The 24,935-nt window shown below is 64.6% G+C and carries 20 protein-coding genes; 9 read left to right on the top strand and 11 right to left on the bottom strand.

Translation table 11 applies throughout. The features are described 5' to 3' along the window. Window positions 1-8: 8 nt before the first annotated feature. The 5 genes from MOE34_RS04760 to MOE34_RS04740 form a co-directional block, all read right to left on the bottom strand. The gene (locus MOE34_RS04760; RefSeq protein WP_242221507.1) at window positions 9-896 is read right to left on the bottom strand and encodes an ABC transporter permease; all 888 of its coding nucleotides are present in this window, start codon (window positions 894-896) and stop codon (window positions 9-11) included. Between the two features lie 168 nt (window positions 897-1,064). Next, a complete protein-coding gene (locus MOE34_RS04755) occupies window positions 1,065-2,063 on the bottom strand; it encodes an ABC transporter substrate-binding protein (RefSeq protein ID WP_242221506.1) in 999 nt (332 codons plus the stop codon). 356 nt (window positions 2,064-2,419) lie between these two features. Next, window positions 2,420-3,049, bottom strand: a complete 630-nt coding sequence (locus MOE34_RS04750) for a L,D-transpeptidase (protein ID WP_242221504.1) — start codon at window positions 3,047-3,049, stop codon at window positions 2,420-2,422. Window positions 3,050-3,270: 221 nt separating this feature from the next. After that, window positions 3,271-4,935, bottom strand: coding sequence for an electron transfer flavoprotein-ubiquinone oxidoreductase (locus MOE34_RS04745; RefSeq protein ID WP_242221502.1), 1,665 nt, complete (start codon window positions 4,933-4,935; stop codon window positions 3,271-3,273). Between the two features lie 126 nt (window positions 4,936-5,061). Further along, window positions 5,062-5,253: a hypothetical protein gene (locus MOE34_RS04740; protein ID WP_242221500.1), complete on the bottom strand. Its 192-nt coding sequence runs from the start codon at window positions 5,251-5,253 to the stop codon at window positions 5,062-5,064. Here MOE34_RS04740 and MOE34_RS04735 point away from each other — a divergent pair. The 6 genes from MOE34_RS04735 (at window position 5,252) to MOE34_RS04710 (ending at window position 10,392) form a co-directional block, all read left to right on the top strand. Continuing rightward, window positions 5,252-6,655 carry an FAD-binding oxidoreductase gene (locus MOE34_RS04735; protein ID WP_242221497.1) on the top strand — a complete coding sequence of 468 codons (1,404 nt, stop codon included), beginning with the start codon at window positions 5,252-5,254 and terminating at the stop codon, window positions 6,653-6,655. The two genes, MOE34_RS04740 and MOE34_RS04735, sit on opposite strands and share 2 nt — an antisense overlap. Before the next feature lie 24 nt (window positions 6,656-6,679). Then, window positions 6,680-7,468: an SDR family oxidoreductase gene (locus MOE34_RS04730; protein ID WP_242221495.1), complete on the top strand. Its 789-nt coding sequence runs from the start codon at window positions 6,680-6,682 to the stop codon at window positions 7,466-7,468. A 143-nt stretch (window positions 7,469-7,611) separates the two neighbouring features. Continuing rightward, window positions 7,612-8,904 carry an Hsp70 family protein gene (locus MOE34_RS04725; RefSeq protein ID WP_242221493.1) on the top strand — a complete coding sequence of 431 codons (1,293 nt, stop codon included), beginning with the start codon at window positions 7,612-7,614 and terminating at the stop codon, window positions 8,902-8,904. A gap of 44 nt (window positions 8,905-8,948) precedes the next feature. Then, the gene (locus MOE34_RS04720; protein ID WP_242221491.1) at window positions 8,949-9,809 is read left to right on the top strand and encodes a uracil-DNA glycosylase; all 861 of its coding nucleotides are present in this window, start codon (window positions 8,949-8,951) and stop codon (window positions 9,807-9,809) included. A 212-nt stretch (window positions 9,810-10,021) separates the two neighbouring features. Beyond that, window positions 10,022-10,198 carry a hypothetical protein gene (locus tag MOE34_RS04715; RefSeq protein ID WP_242221489.1) on the top strand — a complete coding sequence of 59 codons (177 nt, stop codon included), beginning with the start codon at window positions 10,022-10,024 and terminating at the stop codon, window positions 10,196-10,198. 50 nt (window positions 10,199-10,248) lie between these two features. Then, entirely contained in the window at window positions 10,249-10,392 is a 144-nt protein-coding gene (locus tag MOE34_RS04710) for a hypothetical protein (protein ID WP_242221487.1), read from the top strand. A 265-nt stretch (window positions 10,393-10,657) separates the two neighbouring features. On the opposite strand, the gene MOE34_RS04705 is transcribed toward MOE34_RS04710, so the two are convergent. Next, the gene (locus MOE34_RS04705) at window positions 10,658-11,584 is read right to left on the bottom strand and encodes a DMT family transporter (RefSeq protein ID WP_242221485.1); all 927 of its coding nucleotides are present in this window, start codon (window positions 11,582-11,584) and stop codon (window positions 10,658-10,660) included. A 301-nt stretch (window positions 11,585-11,885) separates the two neighbouring features. Between MOE34_RS04705 and pepN the strand changes: the two genes are divergently transcribed. Then, complete coding sequence (gene pepN / locus MOE34_RS04700; RefSeq protein WP_242221483.1) at window positions 11,886-14,534, top strand: aminopeptidase N; 2,649 nt, start codon at window positions 11,886-11,888, stop codon at window positions 14,532-14,534. A gap of 191 nt (window positions 14,535-14,725) precedes the next feature. Then, window positions 14,726-17,071 (top strand): PAS domain-containing sensor histidine kinase, encoded by a 2,346-nt coding sequence (locus MOE34_RS04695; RefSeq protein WP_242221481.1) that lies wholly within the window; start codon window positions 14,726-14,728, stop codon window positions 17,069-17,071. A gap of 16 nt (window positions 17,072-17,087) precedes the next feature. Here the strand turns inward: MOE34_RS04695 and MOE34_RS04690 are convergent, their stop codons facing one another. Continuing rightward, on the bottom strand, window positions 17,088-17,555 hold the full coding sequence (locus tag MOE34_RS04690) for a MarR family winged helix-turn-helix transcriptional regulator (protein WP_242221479.1): 468 nt from the start codon (window positions 17,553-17,555) through the stop codon (window positions 17,088-17,090). 130 nt (window positions 17,556-17,685) lie between these two features. Between MOE34_RS04690 and MOE34_RS04685 the strand changes: the two genes are divergently transcribed. Next, complete coding sequence (locus MOE34_RS04685; protein ID WP_242223817.1) at window positions 17,686-18,123, top strand: hypothetical protein; 438 nt, start codon at window positions 17,686-17,688, stop codon at window positions 18,121-18,123. Here the strand turns inward: MOE34_RS04685 and MOE34_RS04680 are convergent. From MOE34_RS04680 to MOE34_RS04665, 4 genes are all read right to left on the bottom strand, one after another. Further along, a complete protein-coding gene (locus MOE34_RS04680) occupies window positions 18,113-21,064 on the bottom strand; it encodes a bifunctional [glutamine synthetase] adenylyltransferase/[glutamine synthetase]-adenylyl-L-tyrosine phosphorylase (protein WP_242221477.1) in 2,952 nt (983 codons plus the stop codon). The genes MOE34_RS04685 and MOE34_RS04680 overlap by 11 nt on opposite strands. 30 nt (window positions 21,065-21,094) lie before the next feature. Continuing rightward, on the bottom strand, window positions 21,095-22,519 hold the full coding sequence (locus tag MOE34_RS04675; RefSeq protein ID WP_242221475.1) for a sensor histidine kinase: 1,425 nt from the start codon (window positions 22,517-22,519) through the stop codon (window positions 21,095-21,097). A 3-nt stretch (window positions 22,520-22,522) separates the two neighbouring features. Beyond that, window positions 22,523-23,206: a response regulator transcription factor gene (locus tag MOE34_RS04670; protein ID WP_242221473.1), complete on the bottom strand. Its 684-nt coding sequence runs from the start codon at window positions 23,204-23,206 to the stop codon at window positions 22,523-22,525. 110 nt (window positions 23,207-23,316) lie between these two features. Then, on the bottom strand, window positions 23,317-24,867 hold the full coding sequence (locus MOE34_RS04665) for a Do family serine endopeptidase (protein ID WP_242221471.1): 1,551 nt from the start codon (window positions 24,865-24,867) through the stop codon (window positions 23,317-23,319). Window positions 24,868-24,935: the final 68 nt, after the last annotated feature.

The raw sequence follows: 24,935 nt of genomic DNA, 5'->3' as shown, positions 1-24,935 counted from the left end.
AAGGCGGATCAGCCGTGGATGATCTCGCGATGCTTCTGCAGGCGCGCGCCAAAAGCCTGGCTGACGCGGTCGAAGATGATCGCGATGCCGACGATGGCGAGGCCATTGAAGATGCCGAGCGTGAAATACTGGTTCGAGATCGCCTTTAGCACCGGCTGGCCGAGGCCCTGCACGCCGATCATCGAGGCGATGACGACCATGGCGAGCGCCATCATGATCGTCTGGTTGATGCCGGCCATGATGGTGGGCAGCGCCAGCGGCATCTGCACGTTCTTCAGCTTCTGCCAGCTCGACGAGCCGAAGGCGTCGGCAGCTTCCAGCACGTCCTTGTCGACGAGGCGGATGCCGAGGTTGGTGAGACGGATCATCGGCGGAATGGCGTAGATGACGACGGCGATGAGACCCGGCACCTTGCCGATGCCGAGCAGCATGACGACCGGGATCAGGTAGACGAAGCTCGGCATGGTCTGCATGACGTCGAGGATCGGGTTGATGGCGTTCTGCACCCGGTCCGACCGTGACATCAGGATGCCGATCGGAATGCCGATGACGATGGACAGCACGGTACAGACGAAGATCATCGAGACCGTCTTCATCGTGTCGTCCCACATATCGAAATAGCCGATCAGCAGGAGCGTGACGACCGTGCCGGCGACGATCTTCCAGTTGCGGCTGCCGAACCAGGCGACGAGCGCGATAAGGAGGAGAATGATCGGCCAGGGCGTCTTCGTCATGAAGCGCTCGGACCAGATCAGGAAGTGCTGCAGCGGCTCGAAGATGGCTTCGATGCCGTCGCCATAGGCGCGCGTGAAGCCGCGAAAGCCTTCATCGATCGCCTTCTTGAGGTCGCGCAGCGAATCCGCGTCCATTGTCGGAAATTTCGTGAACCATTCCATATGGGATCCCCTTCCGGCTCCGTCCGGTCTTGCGCCGGTTTATCTGAGCCAACCCTGATACATGTCGCCGGGATACGCGCATCGATTTGCGTCAACGACATGCGCTAAAAACGAAGGCGGAAGGCGGCGCGCCACAAGGGACGCGCCGCCTCGTCGTCGGTCAGGCTATCAGAGGGCAGCCTTGATCTTCTCGGCGGCTTCCGGCGAGACCCATTCCTTCCAGAGCGCTTCGTTCTCCTTGAGGAACTGCTTGGCGCCATCGTCGCCGCTCGCCTGGTTGTCGGTCATCCAGGCCATCAGCTTGTTGACCGTCGCGTTGCTCCAGGCCCGCTTGTTGAGGTAGCCCATCACGTCCGCGCCGGCGCGTTCGGAGAAGGGCTTCGTCACGAGCGTCTGGACCGTATCCTTCGGCCAGTCGTTCTTCTTCGGGTCCGGGCAGTCGGCGACGGTGTTGCAGCGCTTCCATTCAGCAGCGTCGAAGGGAACGCCGTGCTCCAGCTTCACCATCTCGTACTTGCCGAGCAGCGCGGTCGGGGCCCAGTAGTAGCCGACCCAGCCTTCCTTGCGCTCGTAGGCCTTGGCGATGGAGCCGTCGAGGCCGGCGGCCGAACCCGTGTCGACCAGCGTGAAGTTCGCAGCTTCCCCGCCATAGGCCTTGTAGAGCTGGCTGGTCACGACCGTGCCGCCCCAGCCCTGCGGGCCGTTATGCACGGCGCCCTTGCTCTTGTCTTCCGGATCCGGGAACAGTTCGGGATGCTTCAGCGCGTCGTCGATCGTCTTGATGTCCGGGTTGGCGTCGGCGATGTATTTCGGGATCCACCAGCCCTGAACGGCGCCATCGGAAAGCGCAACGGCCGCGCCGACGAGCTTGCCTTCGTCGATGCCGCGCTTGACGACATCCGGCAACAGGTCCACCCAACCTTCCGGCGCCAGGTCCGGCTCGCCCTTCTCGATCATCGAGGTGATGGTCGGAACCGTGTCGCCGACGATGACCTCGGCGTTGCAGCCATAGCCCTCGTTCAGGATGAACTTGTCGAGCGCGGCGAGAACTTCGGCGCTCTGCCAGTTCATGCTGGCGATGGTCAGGTCGCCGCACTCGGCGCGTGCAGCACCCGTCATGGCCATAAGGCCGGCGACGAGACAGGTGGAAGCAAGAAGATGTTTCATAATCCGTTCCCTCATTGGCGACGGTGTCGTTGTGTTCTTTCGCGCCCCGCAGCACCGCCGCCGCCAGGCCCGTGATCCTCCGCGGATCGCTTTCGAAGAGGCCGGAAAGACCCCTCCCACGATACCGCAGCCTCGACTTTTGCAGCTACGGGATCGCATGCCGGTACGAATGCGTCTGCCATTGCCCTCATTGCGTCATGAGGCCGTGAAATCGCAGGACCGCCCCCACTTTGTCCAGGCGCGGGATTGCGAGGGCAATGGTATGATAGGATTCAGCTTTTTCAACCCGCAAAACGGAAAAGGCCGGCATCGGCCGGCCTCGTCGCTGCATTTCGGGGTGCGCAAGCCCGCCCGTTTCAGGCCTCGCGGCGGCCCTGGATGACGTGGACCTTGCCGCCCGGCTTCACCCGCTCGTAGAGGTCGATCACGTCATGATTGAGCATGCGCACGCAGCCGCTCGACATGGCCTGCCCGATCGACCATGGCTGGTTGGTGCCGTGGATGCGGAACATGGTATCGTTGCCGTTCTGGTAGAGATAGATGGCGCGCGCGCCGAGCGGGTTATTGATGCCGCCCGGAAGGCCGCCTGCATATTTCAGGTTCTTCTTGGGATCGCGGCGGATCATGTTGGGCGTCGGCGTCCAGCTCGGCCATTCCGCCTTGCGGCCAATATAGGCGTTGCCCGCCAGCGAATAGCCCTGCCGGCCGACGCCGATGCCGTAGCGCATCGCCCTGCCGTCACCCAGGACATAGTAGAGCCGGCGCGCGGGCGTATCGACGACGATGGTTCCCGCCGCATGATCGGTCGAATAGGCGACCTCCTGGCGGCGCAGTTCCGGCTTGATCTTGTCAAGCGGCATCGCCTTCATCGGATGCTTCTCGTCCAGGCGTTCGCCGTAATTGGCGCGATCGCTCGTGCCGTTCGTCGCGCAGCCCGCAAGCAATGCGGATGCGCCGAGCAGGAATCCGCGGCGGGAAATCGACATGGTTAAAGCCCCCTGAACATCACGTCCTCGAGGTGGAAATTATGCAGCTATGGTTAATGGAGGGTTAAACGGCGCGCCGCGCATTAAGGAGCGTGGCAAGAAAAAGGCCGCCCCGAAGGCGGCCTTTCGCTGATGAGGCAATCGCTCACATGTTCGGATAGACCGGCCCTTCGCCGCGCTTCTTGCCAGCGGGGGTCCGGGCGGACCGGACTCTCCAAACATTACATGTTCGGATAGACCGGCCCTTCGCCGCCCTGCGGCGGCACCCAGTTGATGTTCTGGTTGGGGTCCTTGATATCACAGGTCTTGCAGTGCACGCAGTTCTGGGCGTTGATGACGAAGACGTCCTTGCCGTCCTTCTCCACCCACTCATAGACGCCCGCGGGACAGTAGCGCGTCGACGGACCGGCATAGACGTCGAGTTCCGAGGTCTTCTGCAGCTCCGGGTTCTTGAGCTGGAGATGGATCGGCTGGTCTTCCTCGTGGTTGGTGTTCGACAGGAACACCGAGGAGAGACGGTCGAAGGTCAGCACGCCGTCGGGCTTGGGATAATCGATGCGCTGGTGCTTGGCTGCCGGCTCCAGCGAGGCGGCGTCCGTCTTGCCGTGTTTCAGCGTGCCGAAGAAGGAGAAGCCGAACAAGGTGTTCGTCCACATGTCGAGGCCGCCGAGCGCGACGCCCACGGCCGTGCCGAACTTCGACCAGAGCGGCTTGACGTTGCGCACCTTCTTCAGGTCCGAGCCGATGGCGCTGTCGCGCCAGCCCTGCTCGATCTCGATCGGCTCGTCATTGGCGCGGCCCGCGGCAATGGCATCCGCCAGCTTCTCCGCCGCCAGCATGCCGGACAGCACCGCATTGTGGCTGCCCTTGATGCGCGGCACGTTGACGAAGCCCGCCGAGCAGCCGATCAGCGCACCGCCCGGGAACGACAGCTTCGGCACCGACTGGTAGCCGCCTTCGGTGATGGCGCGCGCGCCATAGGAGAGGCGCTTGCCGCCTTCGAAGGTGCCGCGGATCGCCGGATGCGTCTTGAAGCGCTGGAATTCCTCGAAGGGGAAGAGATAGGGATTCTTGTAGTTGAGGTGCACCACGAAGCCGACGGCGACGAGGTTGTCCTCCAGGTGGTACAGGAACGAGCCGCCGCCGGTCTTCATGCCGAGCGGCCAGCCGAAGGAGTGCTGCACGAGGCCGGGCTTGTGGTTTTCCGGCTTGACCTGCCAGAGTTCCTTGAGACCGATGCCGAACTTTTGCGGCTCGCGATCCTTCGACAGATCGAACTTCGCGATGAGCTGCTTGGCGAGCGAGCCGCGCACGCCCTCGGAGATCAGCGTGTACTTGCCGAGCAGCGCCATGCCGCGGGTATAGTTCGGGCCGGGTTCGCCATTGCGCTCGATGCCCATGTCGCCGGTGGCGACGCCGATGACGGCGCCTTCGTCATTATAAAGCACTTCGGTCGCGGCGAAGCCGGGATAAATCTCGACGCCGAGTTCTTCCGCCTTGGTCGCAAGCCAGCGACAGACATTGCCGAGCGAGACGATGTAGTTGCCGTGGTTGTTCATCAGCGGCGGCATGGCGAAATTCGGCAGGCGAACCGAGCCGGCCGGGCCGAGCAGCAGGAAGTGGTCGTCCTTCACTTCCGTCTTGAAGGGATGGCTGTCGTCCTCGCGCCAGTCGGGCAGCAGGCGGTCGATGCCGATGGGATCGACAACCGCGCCGGAGAGGATATGTGCGCCGACTTCCGAGCCCTTTTCGAGCACGACGACGGTGAGATCAGGGTTGACCTGCTTCAGCCGGATCGCCGCAGACAGACCCGCAGGCCCCGCGCCGACGATCACCACGTCGAATTCCATGCTCTCGCGCTCGGGGAGTTCCATTTCTTCGCTCATTCTTTTCTCCACCCCGCAACCCCTCAAAAGCCGCGGAAAATCCCTCTGGTCCATCCTGTCATGGCAAATACCGGAAATCTTGTCGAGCCGTTCCGCGACACACTATCCCCGCTTTTGCGCATGACGTCATGACAGGCCGAAGTTTATTGACTTTAACGTAAACGTCAACAACTCAAGACTCATGACGAGGAGGACGGTCTCCCCCTTGCGCCACCGCAAGGCTTGATTAGCCTCGCGCTCTGACACAAAAGCAAAGCGCGCCCGCATGACATGCTGTAAGCCTGCGCAAAACGCCAACAGGCAGAGGATCGCCGCCATGTCCGACCTTATCCGAACGATCCGGCAGGACTTGAACGAATTCAGCGCCGATCTTCACCTTATCGGAAGCGACCTACTTGCCGGGCGGCATCCGGGCGAGCATCCCGACAATCTTGGCGCGGGCGTCATGGCCGAGCCGTCGACGCCGCAGGCGGCGGCCGCCCTCGTGCGCTGGTGCGTGGAAAACGACGTACCCATAGTGCCGCAGGGCGGGCGCACCGGGCTTGTCGGCGGCGGCGTGAGCCGACCGGGCGAGCTGATCCTGTCCACCGCGCGGCTGAACGGGATCGAGGCCATCGATTCCCTTGCCCGCACCGTCATCGTCGGCGCAGGCGTCACGCTGCAGGCCCTGCAGGAAGCGGCGGCCGAGGCCAGCCTCACCCCCGGCATCGACCTTGCCGCGCGCGGCAGCGCCACCATCGGCGGCATGATCGCCACCAATGCCGGCGGAATCCTCGCCTTCCGCAACGGCGTGATGCGCCATCAGGTGCTCGGCATCGAGGCCGTGATGCCGGACGGAAGCCTCTTCAGCGACCTGACGCGCGTGCTGAAGGTGAGCGCGGGGCCGGATATCAAGCAGCTTCTCATCGGCTCGGAAGGCGCCTACGGCTTCATCACCCGCGCCGTGCTGAAACTCGAAAGCTTCAATTCCATGCGCGCCACGGCCCTTGTCGGCGTGAAGGACGCCATGTCCGCCCTTGCCCTCATCGCGCATTTCCGCGCCCTGCCCGCCCTGCAACTCGAAGGCGCGGAACTGATGTGGCGGTGCTACCTCGTCGACAGCGCCGGGCAACGCGGCTTCGACCTCGACTGGCTGGAGGACGACACGGCCGCGGTGCTGCTGATAGAGGTCTCCGCCGCAAGCGAGGCGGAAGCGCGCGCAGCGCTGGAAGAGGGCCTTGCCGATCTCTGGGAGACGCATGGGCTGACGAGCGGCATCGTCGCCGCCTCGCTCGACCAGGCGCGGCGCTTCTGGGCGCTGCGGGAGGAAAGCGACTTCATCTATCGCCTCCATCCCGCCGCCCCGTCCTATGACGTCTCGCTCCCGCCGGGCGCACTGGACGGCTATGTGGCGGGCCTTCGCGACCGGCTGAAGGCGGTGGATTCCGGCTTCGATGCCTATGTCTACGGCCATGTGGCGGACGGCAACCTGCACATTTCCGTCTTCGGCGAAGGCTCGAGCGATGCCGCGTTGAAAGAGCCGATCGAAGATGCCGTCTATACGGGCGTCGGTGAATGCGGCGGCAGCTTTTCCGCCGAGCACGGGGTTGGCCTGGAAAAGCATCGCGCCTATCTCGTCTACGGCAACCCGGCCCGACGCGCCCTCGCCGACGCGATCAAGGCGGCGCTCGACCCGAAAAACCTGTTCAATCCGGGCAAGGTGCCTTACCGCGCCGGATAGACCGACAGAAGGAAGGATACCGCCATGGATCTCGCAATCACCGGTAAACGCGCCCTCGTGCTCGCCTCATCCCGGGGGCTGGGAAAAGGCATCGCCGTGGCGCTCGCCCGCGAAGGCGCGCATGTCCTTCTCTGCGGCCGCAGCGCCGAAACGCTGAAGGCCAACTGCGACGCCATCAATGCCGAAGGTCTGGGAACCGCCGATTGGGTGCAGGCGGACCTCGGCGAGGAGACTTTCGTGGAAACGATCGTGAGGGCCGTGTCCGAAAAGCTTGGCGGCGTCGATATCCTCGTCAACAATTCCGGCGGGCCGACACCCGGCTCCACCGAGGACATGAGCGAGGAAAAGCTTCTGGCCTATTTCCAGTCTATGGTGCTGCGCATCGTCACGCTGACCAACCGGCTGCTGCCCGGCATGAAGGAGCGCGGCTGGGGCCGCATCCTCACCGTCGCATCCTCCGGCGTGATCGAGCCGATCCCCGGCCTTGCCCTGTCGAACACGCTACGGCCGGCGCTTGCCGGCTGGTCGAAGACGCTCGCGGCCGAGGTCGCCGAATACGGCGTCACCAGCAACATGCTCCTGCCCGGCAGCATCATGACCGACCGGCTGAAGAGCCTTGACGCGGCAGCGGCCGAGCGCAGCGGAAAAAGCATCGAAGACGTGCGCAAGGCCGCTGAAAGGGCTATTCCCGCACGCCGCTACGGCACTGTCGAAGAGTTCGCCGCAACAGCCGCGTTCCTCTGCAGCGCGCCGGCAAGCTATGTCACGGGCAGCCTCGTGCGCTGCGACGGGGGCGCGGCGCGCTCGGTCTGAGACGCCGCCCTTCCCCTTGCCATTTATGGCGGCCTGTGCCATCTGGCGCGCTCTCAAATTCCTGCGGGCGCACGATGCGCCCCATCGGCACGGAGCCATCGCGCTCCGGTTCAACACATTTCGCGGATCAAAGGGGCACGGCGATGGCGCGCGCACTCGGGCTGGATTTCGGCACGACCAATACGGTTATGGCACTTTCGACGGGCGGCGCGGAAACGCGGTCCATGCACTTCACCAGCAGCGTCGGCGTCACCGACACGATGCGCACGGCGCTGTCCTTCATGAAGGACCCGCTGGTCGGTGCGCAGGCGCTGAAGGTCGAGGCCGGTCAGGCGGCGATCCGCCAGTTCATTGACAATCCCGGCGACTGCCGCTTCCTCCAATCGATCAAGACCTTCGCGGCGAGCGCCCTCTTCCAGGGCACGCTGATCTTCGCCCGCCGCCATGCCTTCGACGACCTCATGGAAATTTTCCTGCGGCGGCTGAAGACCTATGCCGGCGGGGAATGGCCGGAGGACGTCTCGCGCGTCATCGCCGGGCGCCCCGTCCAGTTCGCCGGCGCGAACCCGGACCCGGACCTTGCGCTCGAACGCTACAATGCCGCGCTGACGCGCCTCGGCTTCCCGGAAATCCATTATGTCTTCGAGCCGGTCGCGGCCGCCTATTACTTCGCGCAGAGCCTGAAAAGCGACGCCACGGTGCTCGTCGCGGACTTCGGCGGCGGCACGACCGACTATTCGCTGATCCGCTTCGAGCGCAAGGCGGGCCGGCTGGCGGCGACGCCGATCGGCCATTCGGGCGTCGGCATTGCCGGGGACCATTTCGATTCCCGCATGATCGACCACCTCGTCGCACCGGAAATCGGCAAGGGTACCTTCTTCAAGAGCTTCGACAAGGTGCTGGAAGTGCCGAGCGGCTATTATGCGAACTTCGCCCGCTGGAACCAGCTCTCCATCTTCAAGACGATGCGCGAGTTCGCCGACCTCAAGTCGCTGGTGCGCTCGGCGCTGGAGCCGGAAAAGCTGGAACTCTTCATCGACCTCGTGGATCATGACGAGGGCTATCCGCTCTATCAGGCGATCTCGGCCACCAAGATGGCTCTCTCGGGCGCGGACGAGGCCGAGTTCGACTTCGCCCCGCTCGGCGCGGCCGGCCGCAAGACCGTGAAGCGCACGGACTTCGAGGCCTGGATCGCACCGGACCTCGCCCGCATCGAGGGCGCGCTCGACGAGGTGCTGGAAAAGACGAACACGGCGCCGGGAGAGATCGACAAGGTGTTCCTCACTGGCGGCACCTCCTTCGTGCCGGCCGTGCGCAACATCTTCACCCGCCGCTTCGATGCCGGGCGGATCGAAAGCGGCGGCGAACTTCTCTCCATCGCCCATGGCCTCGCACTGATCGGCGAAAGCGACGAGGTAGCGCAGTGGGCAGCGTGAGCACGGTGCTTTCCTCCCGCCCCGCGCTCCGCTAGGGTGCCGGCATGAACGCCGCCAGAGACCTCCACCCCGAGCAACTCCGATCGCTCCTGCATTTCTATGCGGATGCGGGCGTGGAATGGCTGCTGGAGGAAGAGGCGGTCGACCGCATCGCGGAATTCGAGGCCATGCGCGCAGCGCGGGCGGCGGCACCGCGGGAGACGGCGCCTGCGCCCCAGCAACAGCCCGCCCGGCAGGCAGCGCCGCGGCAGGAACAGCCGCGCCCGTCCGCTCCTGCCCCGATGCCCAATGTGGCGATCCCCGACAGCCAGGCGGTGGCCGAGGCCGAGTTCGCCGCAAGCAGCGCCCGCTCGCTGGACGAGCTGCGCACGGCGATGGAAGCCTTCAACGGCTGCAACCTCAAGACCAGCGCGCGCTGCCTCGTCTTTGCCGAGGGCAATGCGAAGCCGCCCGTCATGGTGATCGGCGCGATGCCGAATGCCGACGACGACCGCGACGGCCAGCCCTTCTCCGGCCGGCAGGGCGCGATGCTGGAGCGCATGCTGGCCGGCATCGGACTGGCCCGCGCCGACCTGCTACTGACCAATGTCGTGCCGTGGCGGCCGCCGGGCAATCGTCCGCCGTCCCAGCGCGAGGCCGATATCTGCCGGCCGTTCATCGAGCGCCAGATTGCGCTCGCCGAGCCGAATCATCTGCTGATCCTCGGCAATTTCGCCGCCCGCTTCCTGCTGCGCTCCAACGATACGATCCACCAGTTGCGCGGCGAATGGCGTCAGATCGAGATTGCGGGCCGCCCGGTTCCGGCTTTCGCGACGCTCCATCCGCAGGATCTCGTGACCGCACCGATCAGCAAGCGTCTCGCATGGCAGGACCTGCTTGCTTTCCGTGCAGGGCTTCAAGGCTGACTGCAGCATTCAGTATCAATATTTTCAAACTATTAGTCAGTAATTTTACCAGTACGTAATTCGCTCTTTCGCGAATCTGCCTTGAAGATGAACAAAATATTTCAACAGCCATGCAGATTGCACATATCTGCCGGGCAGAATGTCGCATTGCAAAATCCATGCTGCAATGCAATATGAAAAGACGGGAGGGACAGGATTTAAGGAATCGACCCATGACCGCCCGTTTTCGGCCCATCCATTCGAGCTTCGAGACGCTCCGCCATTCCGGTCTTCGCACCGGTCGTGGCTTCGGCGGCATCGCTGCCCCGGCCAACGAGCAGCTCACCGCCGCCGGCTTTGCCCGCATCAGCCGCCCCGCCCAGCTCTTCTCCGACTTCATCACACGCTGAGCGGCTGCGAGGCGCATCTGCGCCTCTCCTTCAGAATCCAGGAGCAAACCATGGCCAATATCCGCAAGCTGATGTCCGACATCGCCGATATCCGCACCGCCGTGAGCGCCGCCCGGGAATATTCCGCGCTGGCCTCCCTGCCGCGCGACGCCGCACAGCGCCGCGACCCGCTCAAGGCCTTCCTGCCTAACTGAGACCGTTTGAAAAACAGTCTGTGCGTGGTATTATCCAGACCGCGAGGAGGTGAGACGCCTTTCCTCCGGTGGAGACTAGGCCGAAGCCCGGCCTTCGTTTTATCGGCTAACTGTCAGAGTCAGGCGCCAACCGAACAATCTGACAATGACCGAAATCCGGATTCTCAAACGCCTCACCTCCTTTCATGCGCCGGGCAATGCACCCGGCACACGAAACCTAGAACAACCCTTCCGAGAATTTTGCGTACCCCCGGAATCTCTTTCGTCAGCCGTGCCGTAGTTCCGCGCGGCGCTGCAGATTGAGCCGGTGCTCCCGATAGATCACGAAGATGCCGGCGCTGACGACAATGGCGGTGCCGGTAAGCATGGTGCCCGTCGGCACGTCGTCGAACAGGACGTAGCCGACGATCAGGCCGAGCACGATCGACGTGTATTCGAACGGCGCGATGGTGGAGACGTCGGCATAGCGGTAGCTCGATGTCAGGAGGATCTGGGCGATGCCGCCGCAGAAGCCCGCCAGCGTCATCATGACCAGCCCCGTCCAGCCGAGATCGACCCAGCCGAAGGGTAGCGTGGCAAGCGAGAAAAGCGACGCGAAGAGCGAGAAATAGAGAACGATGGTCGGCGTGCGTTCCGTCTGCACCAGTTTGCGCACCAGCACCATGGCGCAGGAGCCGAGCACGCCGAAGGCCAGCATCGCCAGCGCCCCCATCGCCTCGGACGAGCCGAACCCGCCCTCGCGGAACAGCGTCAGCCGCGGCCAGCTAATGATGCCGACACCGGCCAACCCGACGAGAACGGCCGTCCAGCGATAGATCCCCACCCGCTCCTTCAGCACGACGGCGGCGACGATGACCGTGAAGAGCGGCAAGGCATAGCCGAGCGCGATCGATTCCGGCAACGGCAGGTGCACCAGCCCATAAAAGCCGAACCCCATCGCAAGGATGCCGACGAAGCCGCGCCGGAAATGGCCAAGGATGTCGGTCGTGCGGAAGGCGTCGCGCAACTGGCCGTGCATGGCGAGAAAGGCGAGGATCGGCACCATGGCGAAGGCCGAGCGCAGGAAGGTGATCTGCCCCGCCGGAATATCCTTACCCGCCGCCTTGATGAGCGTCGACATGCACAGGAAAACCACCACCGAGGCGACCTTCAGAAGAATTCCCTTCATGGGATCGGGAGACTTGAAGTCCATGCGGGAACTCTTCACGGCGGAACGCCATGGCACGAATTTGGGACGTCGTGCGACCTTAGCGGGATTGCCCGGCAGGAGGGATGAATTCTCGTGATGCGTCGCCGATAATTTTGATCGGACCGGCGCGCAAGCATTGCGTGCCGGTCTGGCACGAATTCGTGATCCCGCGCGATCGCTGGAAATGAGATGTTAAGTCAATGCGCATATGTATTCATGGAACTTGGGGGCAGACCGTCCCGGCACATCGCCCTGTCACGCACGAAAGACACGGTAGCCGGACGGCAAAGAGCAGGACATATCCATGCGGACAGAGAACGGCCAGATCATCCACCTGGCAGACTACCGTCAGACTGACTTCGTTCTCGAGCGCGTCGATCTAACCTTCGAACTGGACCCGACGGAAACCAAGGTCGAGGCGCGTCTCATCTTCCATCGCCGCGAGGGCGCGGACCTTGCCGCGCCGCTGGTGCTCGACGGTGACGAACTGGTCATGACCGGCCTTCTCTTCGACCAGATGGAGATGGACGCCGCCCGCTACGACGCGACGCCGGACAGCCTGACGGTCCGCGACCTGCCGGCAAGCGACCCGTTCGAGATCACGATCACCACGATGATCAATCCCGAGGCCAATACCCATCTCATGGGCCTCTATCGCACGAACGGCGTCTACTGCACGCAATGCGAGTCCGAGGGCTTCCGCCGCATCACCTATTTCCCCGACCGGCCGGACGTGCTCGCGGTCTACACGGTCAACATCATCGCCGACAAGGCGAGCTGCCCGCTGCTGCTGTCCAACGGCAATTTCCTCGGCGGTGCGGGCTATGGCGAGGGCAAGCACTTCGCCGCCTGGTTCGACCCGCATCCGAAGCCCTCTTATCTCTTCGCGCTCGTCGCCGGCGATCTCGGCGTGGTCGAGGACACGTTCACGACGATGTCCGGCCGCGAGGTGACGCTGAAGATCTATGTCGAGCACGGCAAGGAGCCGCGCGCGGCCTATGCCATGGACGCGCTGAAACGTTCGATGAAGTGGGACGAAGACGTGTTCGGCCGCGAATACGATCTCGACATCTTCATGGTCGTCGCCGTCTCCGACTTCAACATGGGCGCCATGGAGAACAAGGGCCTCAACGTCTTCAACGACAAATACGTTCTCGCCGATCCGGAAACGGCGACCGACCAGGACTATGCGAATATCGAGGCGATTATCGCCCATGAATATTTCCACAACTGGACCGGCAACCGCGTCACCTGCCGCGACTGGTTCCAGCTCTGCCTGAAGGAAGGCCTGACGGTCTACCGCGACCACGAATTCTCCGCCGACCAGCGCTCGCGCCCGGTCAAGCGCATCGCCGAGGTGCGTCACCTGAAGTCGGAGCAGTTCCCGGAGGATGCCGGTCCCCTCGCCCATCCGGTGCGCCCGACGAAATACCGCGAGATCAACAACTTCTACACGACGACCGTCTACGAAAAAGGCTCCGAGGTGACGCGCATGATCGCGACCATCGTCGGCGTGGACGGTTTCAAGAAGGGCATGGACCTCTACTTCGAGCGCCATGACGGGGATGCCGCGACGATCGAGGACTTCGTGAAGTGCTTCGAGGAAGCGAACGGCGTCGATCTTGGCCAGTTCTCGCTCTGGTATCACCAGGCCGGCACGCCGCTCGTCAGCGTCTCCTCCAGCTACGACCAGGCCAAGGGCGAGTTCACCCTGTCGCTGGAACAGATGATTCCGCCGACGCCCGGCCAGGCGACGAAGGAGCCGATGCATATTCCGCTGCGCTTCGGTCTCCTCTCCGCCGACGGTTCGGAGGCAAGGCCCAGCGCCGTCAGCGGCGCGGAGGTGACCGGTGACGTGCTGCACCTCAAGCAGCGCCGCCAGACCGCCACCTTCTCCGGCATCGCCTCGCGCCCGGTCGTTTCGCTCAACCGCAGCTTCTCCGCGCCGATCAACCTGCATTTCGAGCAGGCTCCGGCCGATCTCGCCCATATCGCCCGCCACGACGGCGATTTCTTCTCCCGCTGGCAGGCGCTGACCGATCTCGCCTTGCCGGACCTCGTGGAGGCGGCGCGCCGAGTGCGGGCGGGCGAAGCGGTGGAACCGAACGCGGTGCTTGCCGATACGCTGATTGCCATTGCCGGCGATGAGGCGCTGGAACCCGCCTTCCGTGCGCAGGCGCTCGCCCTGCCCTCCGAATCCGACATCGCCCGCGAACTCGGCAGCAACAACGACCCGGACGCCATCCGCGCCGGACGTGAGGCCGTGCTCGCCTTCATCGCGAACCGCGGCCCCGACGTCTTCGCAAAACTCTTCGAAAGCCATCGCACCGAAGGCGCCTTCACGGCGGATGCGGCGAGCGCGGGCCGGCGCGCCCTGCGCAACGCGGCGCTCGCCTATCTCGCCGTTTCCGATGGCACACCGGCCCGCGCGGCCGCCGCCTTCGCAAGCGCCGACAACATGACGGACCTCAGCGCGGCGCTGACCGTGCTCGCCCACCGCTTCCCGGACGCGCCGGAAACGGCGGCGGCGCTGGAAACCTTCCGCGCCCGCTTCGCCGACAATGCGCTGGTCATCGACAAATGGTTCTCCATCCAGTCGACAATTCCGGGCGAAGGCGCGCTGGAACGCGTGCAATCGCTGATGACAAGCCCGCATTTCAACAAGGCGAACCCGAACCGGGTCCGCGCCCTCGTCGGCACCTTCGCCTTCTCCAACCCGACCGGCTTCAACCGGGCGGATGGCGCAGGCTACCGGTTCCTCGCCGAACAGATCCTGGAGATCGATCCGAAGAACCCGCAGCTCGCCGCACGTATCCTCACCTCGATGCGCTCCTGGCGCGCGCTGGAGGAAATGCGATCCGACCACGCCCGCAACGCGCTGCGCACCATCGCCGCCGGCGAGAAGCTCTCTTCCGACGTCTCGGACATCGTCGAGCGCATGCTGAAGGGCTAAAATACGGAAAATTCAGGGATTCCGGGCGCTTCGGCGCCCGGCTTCGTTTCCGCCTGCGATTTTCCACCCGCGATATATGGTTAATAAAGTTTTACCTTTTCCTCTGGACAAGCCGAATCACAATTGATTCATTAGGGCAGATTCGGGCGAGCGGCGCGCCGAATCACGAGAGGGTTACAAGGTTTATGACTATGGCGGACGCGCAACGAGGACGCGCAGCCGGCGGGTGGACTCGTCTCAGATTCCCGGGCATGGCGGCCTGGGAAGATGAGCTGACGGGACAGGCGAAGATCTTCGCCGGACCTGCCGCACGGCATTTGACACGGGCAGAGCCGGCGCTGAAGCGGTCGATACCGATCCTGATCGTCGCCTTCCTGTTCGTGGTGGCCATTTCGCGCATGGTCGGCATCGTCGTCGAACATGACCGGATGGACACGAGCGTGCGCGACACGACCTCGCTGACGGCGATGGCCGTGGGCGCGGTCTTCTCCGGCCCGATGGTCGAGAGCCTTGCGAAATCCGATCGCATGGCGGTCGAGGCCGCGCTGTCCGTGCATATGCCGCAGGACCGCATGCAGCCGGGCGGCATCGTGCTTTTCGTCACGGAGAACGGGCGCGTCTTCGGCTCGTCGCTTGCGGCCGCGCGCTTCGTCGGCCAGTCGCTCACCCGGTTTTCGCCCGAGCTTGCGGCCACCCAGTATTTCGGCGAGCCGGCCGGCGTCTTCCGCACGCAGATCGGCGGGCAGGATTACTATACCTCGCTGGTGCAGATGCCGAGCAAGAGCGGCTTCATCATCGTCGCCAACCCGCTCGGCCAGCTTGCCGTCTTCTGGCGGGACGAGGTGGCGCTGAACGTCACGCTGTTCGCCGGCATTTCCGCGATCCTGCTCGTCATCCTCTATGCCTACTACATCCAGGCCAAGCGGGCGCGCGACGCGGACTCGATCTTCGCGGAATCGAACCTGCGCGTGGAAACCGCGCTGGCCCGCGGACGCTGCGGCCTCTGGGATTTCGACCTTTCGAGCCGCCGGCTGTTCTGGTCGCGCTCCATGTATGAAATGCTCGGCATGCCGCCGCGTGACAGCGTGCTGTCCTTCGGTGACGCCGCGCGCCTGATGCATCCCGACGACGACGGCATCTACCAGGTCGCCCGCGCGGTTGCCCGCAGCGAGGCCAAGCAGGTGGACCAGGTCTTCCGCATGCGCCACGCCGACGGGCACTATGTCTGGATGCGCGCCCGCGCCCAGCTCATCCGCATGGCCTCCGGTCGCCTGCACATGATCGGCATCGCCATGGACGTGACCGAGCAGCATCGGCTCGCCCAGCGCTACCAGGAAGCCGACCAGCGCCTTGCCGACGCCATCGAATGCACGTCCGAGGCCTTCGTCCTCTGGGACAAGCATGACCGGCTCGTCATGTGCAATGCGCATTACCAGCAGGCCTATGGCCTTCCCGACGATGTCCTGGTGCCCGGCACGGAGCGCGCCATGGTGCATGCCGCCGCGGCCCGCCCGGTCATCGAGCGGCGCATCGCGGATGCGGACGGCACCGGCATTTCGCAGACGAGCGAAGTACAGCTCGCCGACGAGCGCTGGCTGCAGATCAACGAACGACGCACCCGCGACGGCGGCCTCGTATCCGTCGGCACCGACATCACCATGATGAAGCGTCATCAAGTTCGCCTGCGTGAATCCGAGCGCCGCCTGATGGCGACCATCGGCGACCTCTCGGCCTCCCGCGCCAAGCTGGAGCGGCAGAAGTCGGAGCTTTCGCTGGCCAACGCCAATTATCAGGCGGAGAAGGACCGCGCCGAGGCAGCCAATCGCGCCAAGTCGGAATTCCTCGCCAACATGTCGCATGAACTGCGCACGCCGCTCAACGCCATCCTCGGCTTTTCGGAAATCCTGCAAAACCAGATGTTCGGCCCGCTCGGCTCCGACAAGTACCGTGAATATTCCCATGACATTCACGAGAGCGGCCAGCACCTGCTCAACGTCATCAGCGACATTCTCGACATGTCGAAGATCGAGGCCGGTCACATGCGCGTCAGCCGGGAGACGGTCGATCTCGCGCCGCTGATCGAGGAGACCATGCGCCTCACCATGCTGCAGGCGGAAAAGAAGAACATCGCCGTGCGGCAGTCCTGCCCGGATCGCCTGCTGACCGTCGCGGACCGCCGCGCCATGAAGCAGATCCTGCTGAACCTGCTGTCCAACGCCATGAAGTTCACCAATGCCGGCGGCAAGGTGGAGGTGCGGGCGCGCAGGGTGGACGGCGCCGTGACGCTGACGATCGCCGACAGCGGCATCGGCATCCCGAAATCCGCCCTCCAGAAGATCGGCCAGCCCTTCGAGCAGGTGCAGAGCCAATATGCCAAGAGCAAGGGCGGCTCGGGCCTCGGCCTTGCCATCTCCCGCTCCCTCGCGCATCTCCATGGCGGCGCGATGCGCATCCACTCCATCGAGGGCAAGGGCACGATCATCTCCGTGCGCATTCCCGACCGCGAACGGCTGGCGGCGTTGCATCTGGCGGCATAGGGCCACCGGGGGCCGGTCAGGACGCGCCGCCCTCGTCCTCAAGACGCTTTCTCAGCGTGGCCATCACGCGATGGGCGGTCTCTATCTCGTCAAGGGTAAGCCCCTCGGCCAGCACGTTCACCCGCGGCTCATAGGTGGCGATGGCTGCGTCGTAGGCTTGCTGCCCCTTCTCGCTCAGCACCACGAGATTGGCGCGGCGATGGTGAGGATTCGGCTCGAATGCGACCAATCCCTCGGCGTGAAGATCATTCACGATGCGCTGGACGTTCTGGCGGTTGGCGCCAAGGTCGCGGGCCAGCCAGGCCACGGGTTGGGGGCGCTCCGCGAAGACGATGGCCCCGAGCACCTGCCAGCGCGCGCTGGTCAACCCGAAGGGGGCAACAAGCCTGTCGCCCCAGGTCAGCGTCAGATTGTTCACCCGGAACATCGTGAGGATCAGATCCGTCAGGGCATCGCCCGATGAGGTGGGCGCAGCTGCGCGCATTTGTAATTCTCCATCCAAATTGACACCACAATGTCAACTTGCTATGTATGCTTCATGCCGATATGACATCATGCATACAAAATGAAGGAAGCGCCATATGCCGGAGGCGAAATCCACACCCGTGCCGCGCCTGCCGAAAATCATCCATCCGGCCGCCGGGATCGTCGCGATGCTCACCATCGCCGTGTTCTGGCTGGCGACAACCCTGTCGGAACTGTTCGCGACGCAAGCGGCCATCGTGGCGGTCAAGACCGCCATCCCATGGGGCTTCCTCCTGCTTGTTCCTGCCCTGATGGCGACGGGCGGATCAGGATTTATGTTGTCGAGAGGGCGGCGGGCCGGGTTGGCGGGCGTGAAAATCAGGCGCATGCGCCTGATCGCGGCGAATGGCGTTCTCATCCTCATACCGGCTGCGCTGTTCCTTGCCGCCAGGGCCAAGGCCGGGCAGTTCGACATCGCCTTCTCCGCAGTCCAGGCGCTGGAACTCCTGGCCGGGGCCACGAACCTCACGCTTCTTGCGCTCAATATGCGCGACGGCCTGCGGATGAAGGGACGGTTCAGGCCCTGACCACCCCCTGCAATATCTTCCGCACCGCCTTCGACACACGGCGGATTTCCGCCTCCAGCGTACGCAGGTCCGGGCATTCTCCAGCCCGGCAGACGCGGTCGATGAGACCGGCCGGCGCGTCCTTGGGATCGAAACCGCCATCGACGCACAGGCGCACGATCTGCGATATCTCCGTATAGAGCGCCAACGCCTTCTGCACCGCGTCGAGGTCGTTCGGGTCCATCATCGCCTCGCCGAGAACGGCCAGCGCGTCGCCGGTGGTCATCACTCGGTCCGGCTGCGCTGCACCGCGCGCCGGCGCGACCAGCGCGAGGAACTGGGCGATGAACTCGATATCGATCAGCCCGCCGGCGATCAGCTTCAGGTCCCAGATATCCTTCGGCGGCTTCTCCTGGTCGATGAGGTCGCGCATCTCCGCGACGTCCTTCGCGATCTTCGCCGTATCCCGCTTGCGATCGAGCACGGTACGGAAAATGTCTTCCGCCTCCTTCATCAGGCTGCCGTCGCCGCAGAGCGCGCGGGCGCGGGTCAGCGCCATGTGCTCCCAGGTCCAGGCCTCTTCGGCCTGATACTTGGCAAACGAGGTGATGCGCGTCGCCACCGGCCCCTTGTTGCCGGAGGGGCGGAGGCGCATGTCCACCTCGTAGAGCACGCCTTCGGCCGTCGGGGCCGAGAGCGCCGCGATCAGCCGCTGGGTGATGCGCGTGAAATACTTGATGTTGTCGAGCGGCTTTGCCCCATCCGACTCGAAGGCGTCGCTGTCATGATCGTAGAGCAGGATGAGATCGATGTCGGAGCCGGCGGTCAGCTCGAAGCTGCCGAGCTTGCCCATGCCGACCAGCGCCACCCGGCCGCCCGGGAATTTGCCGTGCGCCGCCTCGATCTCGTCGAGTACCGCCTTCAGCGCCGCCGCGACGATGAGATCGGCGACATGGGTGAAGGCGCGCGCGGCCTGTTTTCCGGTGATCGCACCGGTGAGCAGGCGGATGCCGATGAGGAAGCGCTGTTCGGCGGCGATGATGCGCAGGCGGTCGAGGATTTCTTCATAGTGCCGCGCGCCGGAAACGAAGCCCTCGATACGCTCGGCAAGATAGGCGCGAGTCGGCAGTTCGGCGAGGAGGCCCGGATCCAGCATGCCGTCGAAGACATGGGGCTTTGCCGCGATCACCTCGGCCAGCCGCGGGGCGGACGACATGATGTTGACGATGAGGGACAGCAGAGCCGGATTGTTGCCGAGCAGCGAAAAGAGCTGGATGCCCGCCGGTAGGCCGGAAATGAAGTTGTCGAAACGCAGCAGCGCATCGTCCGCCCGCTTGCTCTCACCGAAGACGCGCAGCAGCTCCGGCGTCAGCTCCGTCAGCCGCTCGCGCGCTTCGACCGATTGCGTGGCGCGGTAACGGCCGTAGTGCCAGGTGCGGATGGTGCGGGAAATGTCGGCGGGGCGCTCGAAGCCGAGGCGCTTCAGCGTCTCCAGCGTATCGGGATCGTCCTTCTGGCCGGTGAAGACGAGGTTTCCGGTCTCCGAGGAAAGCTTCGCCTCCTGCTCGAACAGCGCCGCATAGCGCCGCTCGACCGTCTTCAGCACCTCGACCAGCTTGGCGGAAAAACCGGCGGTATCGGCAAAGCCCAGCATGAAGGCGATGCGCTTCAGCTCGGCCTCCGTCTCCGGTAGCAAATGGGTCTGCTCGTCACGCACCATCTGCACGCGATGCTCGACGTCGCGCAGGAACCAATAGGCGTCCGTCAGCTCCTCGGCCGTCGCCTCGTCGATCCAGTTGGCCTTGGCAAGCTCCCGCAGCATCGGCTCCGTAGCGCGCAGGCGCAGCGCCGGCACGCGCCCACCGGCAATGAGCTGCTGGGTTTGCACGAAGAACTCGATCTCGCGGATGCCGCCCCGGCCGAGCTTGACGTTGTGCCCCTTCACCGCGATCTCGCCATGGCCCTTGTGGGCATGGATCTGCCGCTTGATCGAATGGATGTCGGCAATCGCCGCATAGTCGAGATACTTGCGGAAGACGAAGGGCACGAGGCCCTTGAGGAAGGCTTCGCCGGCCTTGAGATCGCCGGCGACGGGCTTGGCCTTGATGAAGGCGGCGCGCTCCCAGTTCTGGCCCCGGCTCTCGTAGTAGAGCATGGCGGAATCGAAGGAGATGGCGAGCGGCGTCGCACCGGGATCGGGCCGCAGGCGCAGATCCGTGCGGAAGACGTAGCCGTCCGCCGTGCGCTCCTGCATGATGCGGATCAGCCGGCGCACGAGGCGGGAGAAGGTCTCGACCGCCTCGGAAGGATCGACCGCGACATCGGCCATCGGATCGAAGAAGACGACGAGGTCGATATCGGAGGAGTAGTTGAGCTCCGCCGCGCCGAGCTTGCCCATGCCGAGCACGATGAGGCCGGATTTCTCGCTCGGCCGTGAAGGATCGGGCAGTTTCAGCTTGCCGCCATCGTGCGCCGAGAGGAGCAGGTGGTCGATGGCGGCGGAGGTCGTCGCCTCGGCAAGCTCGGTGAGGAGCGCCGTGGTCCTGCGCGCATCGAAGAGGCGGGCAAGATCGGCCAGCGCGGTGAAGAAGGCGACCTCGCGCTTGGCGACGCGCAGCCGGGTCATCAGCACGGCCTCGCTCACGTCACCGCCGTCCGGCTCCCAGGCTTTCCGCGCACGCGCGATGGCGGTTTCGATGGCCGGCAGGATCGGCTCGTCCAGCGCGCGGGCAAGCAGGCGGGGATCGACGCGGACGGTGTCCCGCAGATAGGGCGAGAGCGTCAGGGCCGCGACGACGAAATCCTTGAGCGGCCCGTCCGTGCCAAGCAGCGTCGCGATGGCGGGGTGCTCCTTGCCCCAATCCTTGAGGTCGGACAGGACCGATTTGACTTCCGTCTGGCTCAGGGGCCGGATCGGGGATGCCGAAAGATCGGAAAACCGCGTCGCTGCCGTCACGTTCATGTTGTCTCCTCGCCGTTTCGACGAGGTGTATCAGTCCGCAAGGTTGGGGAAAACCATTCTCACCGTCAGCCCCCGATTGTTTTCCCGCCCGGGGTGGGTGGCGTCCAGTTCCAGCCGGCCCTGATGCATCTCCATGACGGCGCCGACGAGCGACAGGCCAAGGCCCGTGCCCGGCTTCGAGCGACTGTCGTCAAGCCGCACGAAGCGCTTGACCACTTCCTCGCGCTTGTCGTCCGGCACGCCGGGGCCGCTATCGGCGACGCAAAGAACCACATCGCCGTCGCGCCGCGCAAGCGACACCCGGATATCCGCCTCCCCGCCGCTGCCCTCGGCATATTTGACGGCATTATCGATGAGGTTGCCCAGCGCCTGGCCGACAAGCTCGCGATTGCCCTTGATCTCTATGCCCTCGGCGATGTCGGCGGTCAGGGTCAGGCCGGCATCCTCGGCGACCGGCTCGTAGAGCTCTGCACTGTCATGGGCGATGCCGCTGATGTCGATGGCGCTCATCTCGGCCGGCGCCTGCCCCGCCTCGACCCGCGAGATCATCAGCAACGCGTTGAAGGTGCGGATGAGCTGGTCGGATTCGCCGATCATCTCCTCCAGCGCCGTGCGGTGGTCGGCCTTCTCGCCGCCCGCCAGAGCCGCCTCGGCCTTGTTGCGCAGGCGCGTCAGCGGCGTCTTGAGGTCGTGCGCGATATTGTCGGAGACCTGTTTGAGGCCCTCGTTCAGCTTTTCGATGCGCCCGAGCATGGTGTTGAGCGATTCCGACAGGCGGTCGAACTCGTCGCCCGAACCGCTGGTCGGCAGGCGCTGCGAGAGGTCGCCGGCCATGATGCGCTGGCTGGCGTCCGACATGCGATCCATGCGCCTCAGCGCATTGCGCCCGATGAGGTACCAGATGGCGAGCGCCCCGACACCCATGACGCCGAGCGCCACCATCAGCGCCTGCCGCACGAGATAGCGGAAATTCTCCGGTTCGCCGAGGTCGCGGCCGACGAGCAGGCGCAACCCGTTGGACAGCACGTTCACCTGCGCATAAGCCATCGGGCGGCGGCTGCCGCGCGCCTCTTCCTGATAGCGCTGGTAGTGGAATGGGGTCTCTGTCCAGCCCTCGGTATCGAGCACGCCCGGCTGGATCGAGGCGACATTGCCCGCCAGCACCTCGCCGCTCGGGCTTGCGATAATGTAAAGATTGGCGCCCGGCTGGCGGGCGCGCCGCTCCAGCGTGCGCACCAGGCCGTTCATGCCGTTATTGTCGAAGACACGTTCGATCTGCTCGGCCTCCTGCGCCACCGCCTCGCGCATCTGCTGGCGCAGCAGCCCTTCCGACATGGAGGAGACATAGAAAACGAGGAAGGCCGCGCAGGCGGCGAAAAGGAGGAGATACACCGCCGAGAGACGCACCGCCGTGGTGCGATAGAGAGCGGTCAGCCGGCCGAGCAGCCTGTCCATGGATCAGCCCGCCGCCTCGTCCTTCATCATATATCCGGCGCCGCGCACGGTGCGCAGCAGCGGCTGGTCGAAATCCTTCTCGATCTTCGAGCGCAGCCGCGAGACATGGACGTCGATGACGTTGGTCTGCGGGTCGAAATGATAGTCCCAGACATTTTCGAGCAGCATGGTGCGCGTCACCACCTGCCCGGCATTCTTCATGAGATATTCCAGCAGGCGGAATTCGCGCGGCTGCAAAAGGATTTCCTTGCCCCCGCGCCTGACGGTGTGGGAGAGCCGGTCCAGCTCCAGATCGCCGACGCGGTAGACCATGTCCTGCTCGGGCGTGCCCTTGCGCCGGCCGAGAACCTCGATGCGCGCCAGAAGCTCGCTGAAGGCATAGGGCTTGGGCAGGTAGTCGTCGCCACCGGCGCGAAGGCCCGTCACGCGGTCGTCCACTTGTCCGAGCGCGGAGAGAATCAATGCGGGAGTATGGATGTTGCGGCGGCGCAGTTCCGAGATCAGCGACAGGCCGTCGCGGCGCGGCAGCATGCGGTCGATGACCAGGACGTCATAGCTGTTCTCGGTGGCGAGGAAGAGACCGCTTTCACCGTCGCTCGCATGGTCGAGCACGATGCCCGCCTCGCGAAAGGCCTTCGAGAGATAGGCTGCCGCCTCCAGATCGTCTTCCACAATCAATATCTTCATCGTACCGACCTTACAGCATGTTGCGCGGGACTTTACCAGAAGCCCCGACAAGGAAGCGCCGCGAAACCTTTCGATCTCGCGGCGCCGTGGGCAGGGAATTACGGAGCCGGTCAGCCCTGATCGATAGGCAGGGCGAGGAAGCGGCTGCCGTCCTTGGTCTCGACCTGGAACAGCGCCTTGGAGCGGCCGTCCTTGCGGGCGCTCTCGATGACCTTCAGCACCTCGTCGGCAGACTTCACAGCCTGGTTGTTGACGGAGGTGATGCGGTCGCCCTGCTTGAGGCCCCGGTCGCTGGCGTCGGAGTCCGGATCGACGGCGGAAACCGTCAGGCCGTCATCGCCGGGCGTGACCGAGATGCCGAGATCGGCAAGCGCCTGCTCGCTGGTCTCCTCGCTGGAGGTCGCCTTGTCGCCGTTCGCCGAAGCGTCGATCTTCTCGCCGGCAAGCGTGCCGATCTCGACCGATACGTTCTCGGACTTGCCGTTGCGCCAGATGGCGACTTCGACCTTCTTGCCGGGTGCGATGTCGGCGACACGGCGGGCAAGATCGCGCGGATCCTTGATCGGCTCGCCTTCGAGCGCCGTGATGACGTCGCCCTTCTTGATGCCGGCCTTGGCGCCGGGCGAGTCGGTCTGCGGTTCCACGACGAGGGCGCCTGCGGCATCCGCAAGGCCGAGCGAGTCGGCGATGTCGCGGGTCACCGGCTGGATCTGTACGCCGAGCCAGCCACGATCGACCTTGCCGTCCTTCATCAGGTCTGCGACGACGCCCTTGGCAACGGAAGCAGGGATCGCGAAGGCGATGCCGACATTGCCGCCCGAGGGCGAGAAGATCGCGGTGTTGATGCCGACGACCTGGCCATTGAGGTTGAAGGTCGGGCCACCGGAGTTGCCACGGTTCACGGCGGCGTCCACCTGCAGGTAGTCGTCATAGGGACCGGAGCCGATATCGCGGCCACGGGCCGAGATGATGCCGGCCGTCACCGTGCCGCCGAGGCCGAACGGGTTGCCGACGGCAACGACCCAGTCGCCGACGCGGATCTGGCTGTCATCGGCAAAGCTCACATAGGTGAACTTGCGCTGGTCCTTCTCGGCGACCTTGAGGACCGCGAGGTCTGTGCGGCTGTCCTTGCCGACGAGCGTGGCGTTGAGTTCCGTGCCGTCGTTCATGACGACCGTGAAGGCCGAACCGTCGCTGACGACGTGGTTGTTGGTGACGATGTAGCCGTCCTCGGAGATGAAGAAGCCGGAACCCTGCGCGGTCGGGCGCAGATGCGGCTTGCGGCCGCGGCGGTCGCTGAAGCGGCGGTCCTGGTCACGGTCGCCATGGGCCTCGTCCTGGCCGCCGAAATCGCGGAAGAAGCGCTTCAGCGGGTGATCGTCGGGAAGCTCGTCGAAGCCGCGGTCGCCGAAGAGGCCGCCGTCATCGCTGACCGGCTTCACATCGGACTGGACGCGGACGGAAACGACGGCCGGGGAAACAGCCTGCACGACATCGGCAAAGCTCGTGACCTGCGGAGCGTTGACGGAAACGGCTTCCGCGAAGCTTTCGCTGATGCGGGCGGGAATGCCGGTCGCGAGCATGACGGCAGCAAGCCCGGCGACGGTGGAGGCCTTCAGCGCGGTCTTGACGCCCGGACGCAATGCGGAAATCTTGGACATTCTTTCTACCTTCTCTTCGCTCTCGTGACTGCGTTCGGCAGCCGATGGAAAAGAGATAGGCCGCCTCA

This window comes from Shinella zoogloeoides (assembly GCF_022682305.1).
Lineage (GTDB): Bacteria > Pseudomonadota > Alphaproteobacteria > Rhizobiales > Rhizobiaceae > Shinella > Shinella zoogloeoides_B.
The sequence above is the reverse complement of the archived record's forward strand: the minus strand, read 5'-3'. Positions and strand labels throughout refer to the sequence as shown.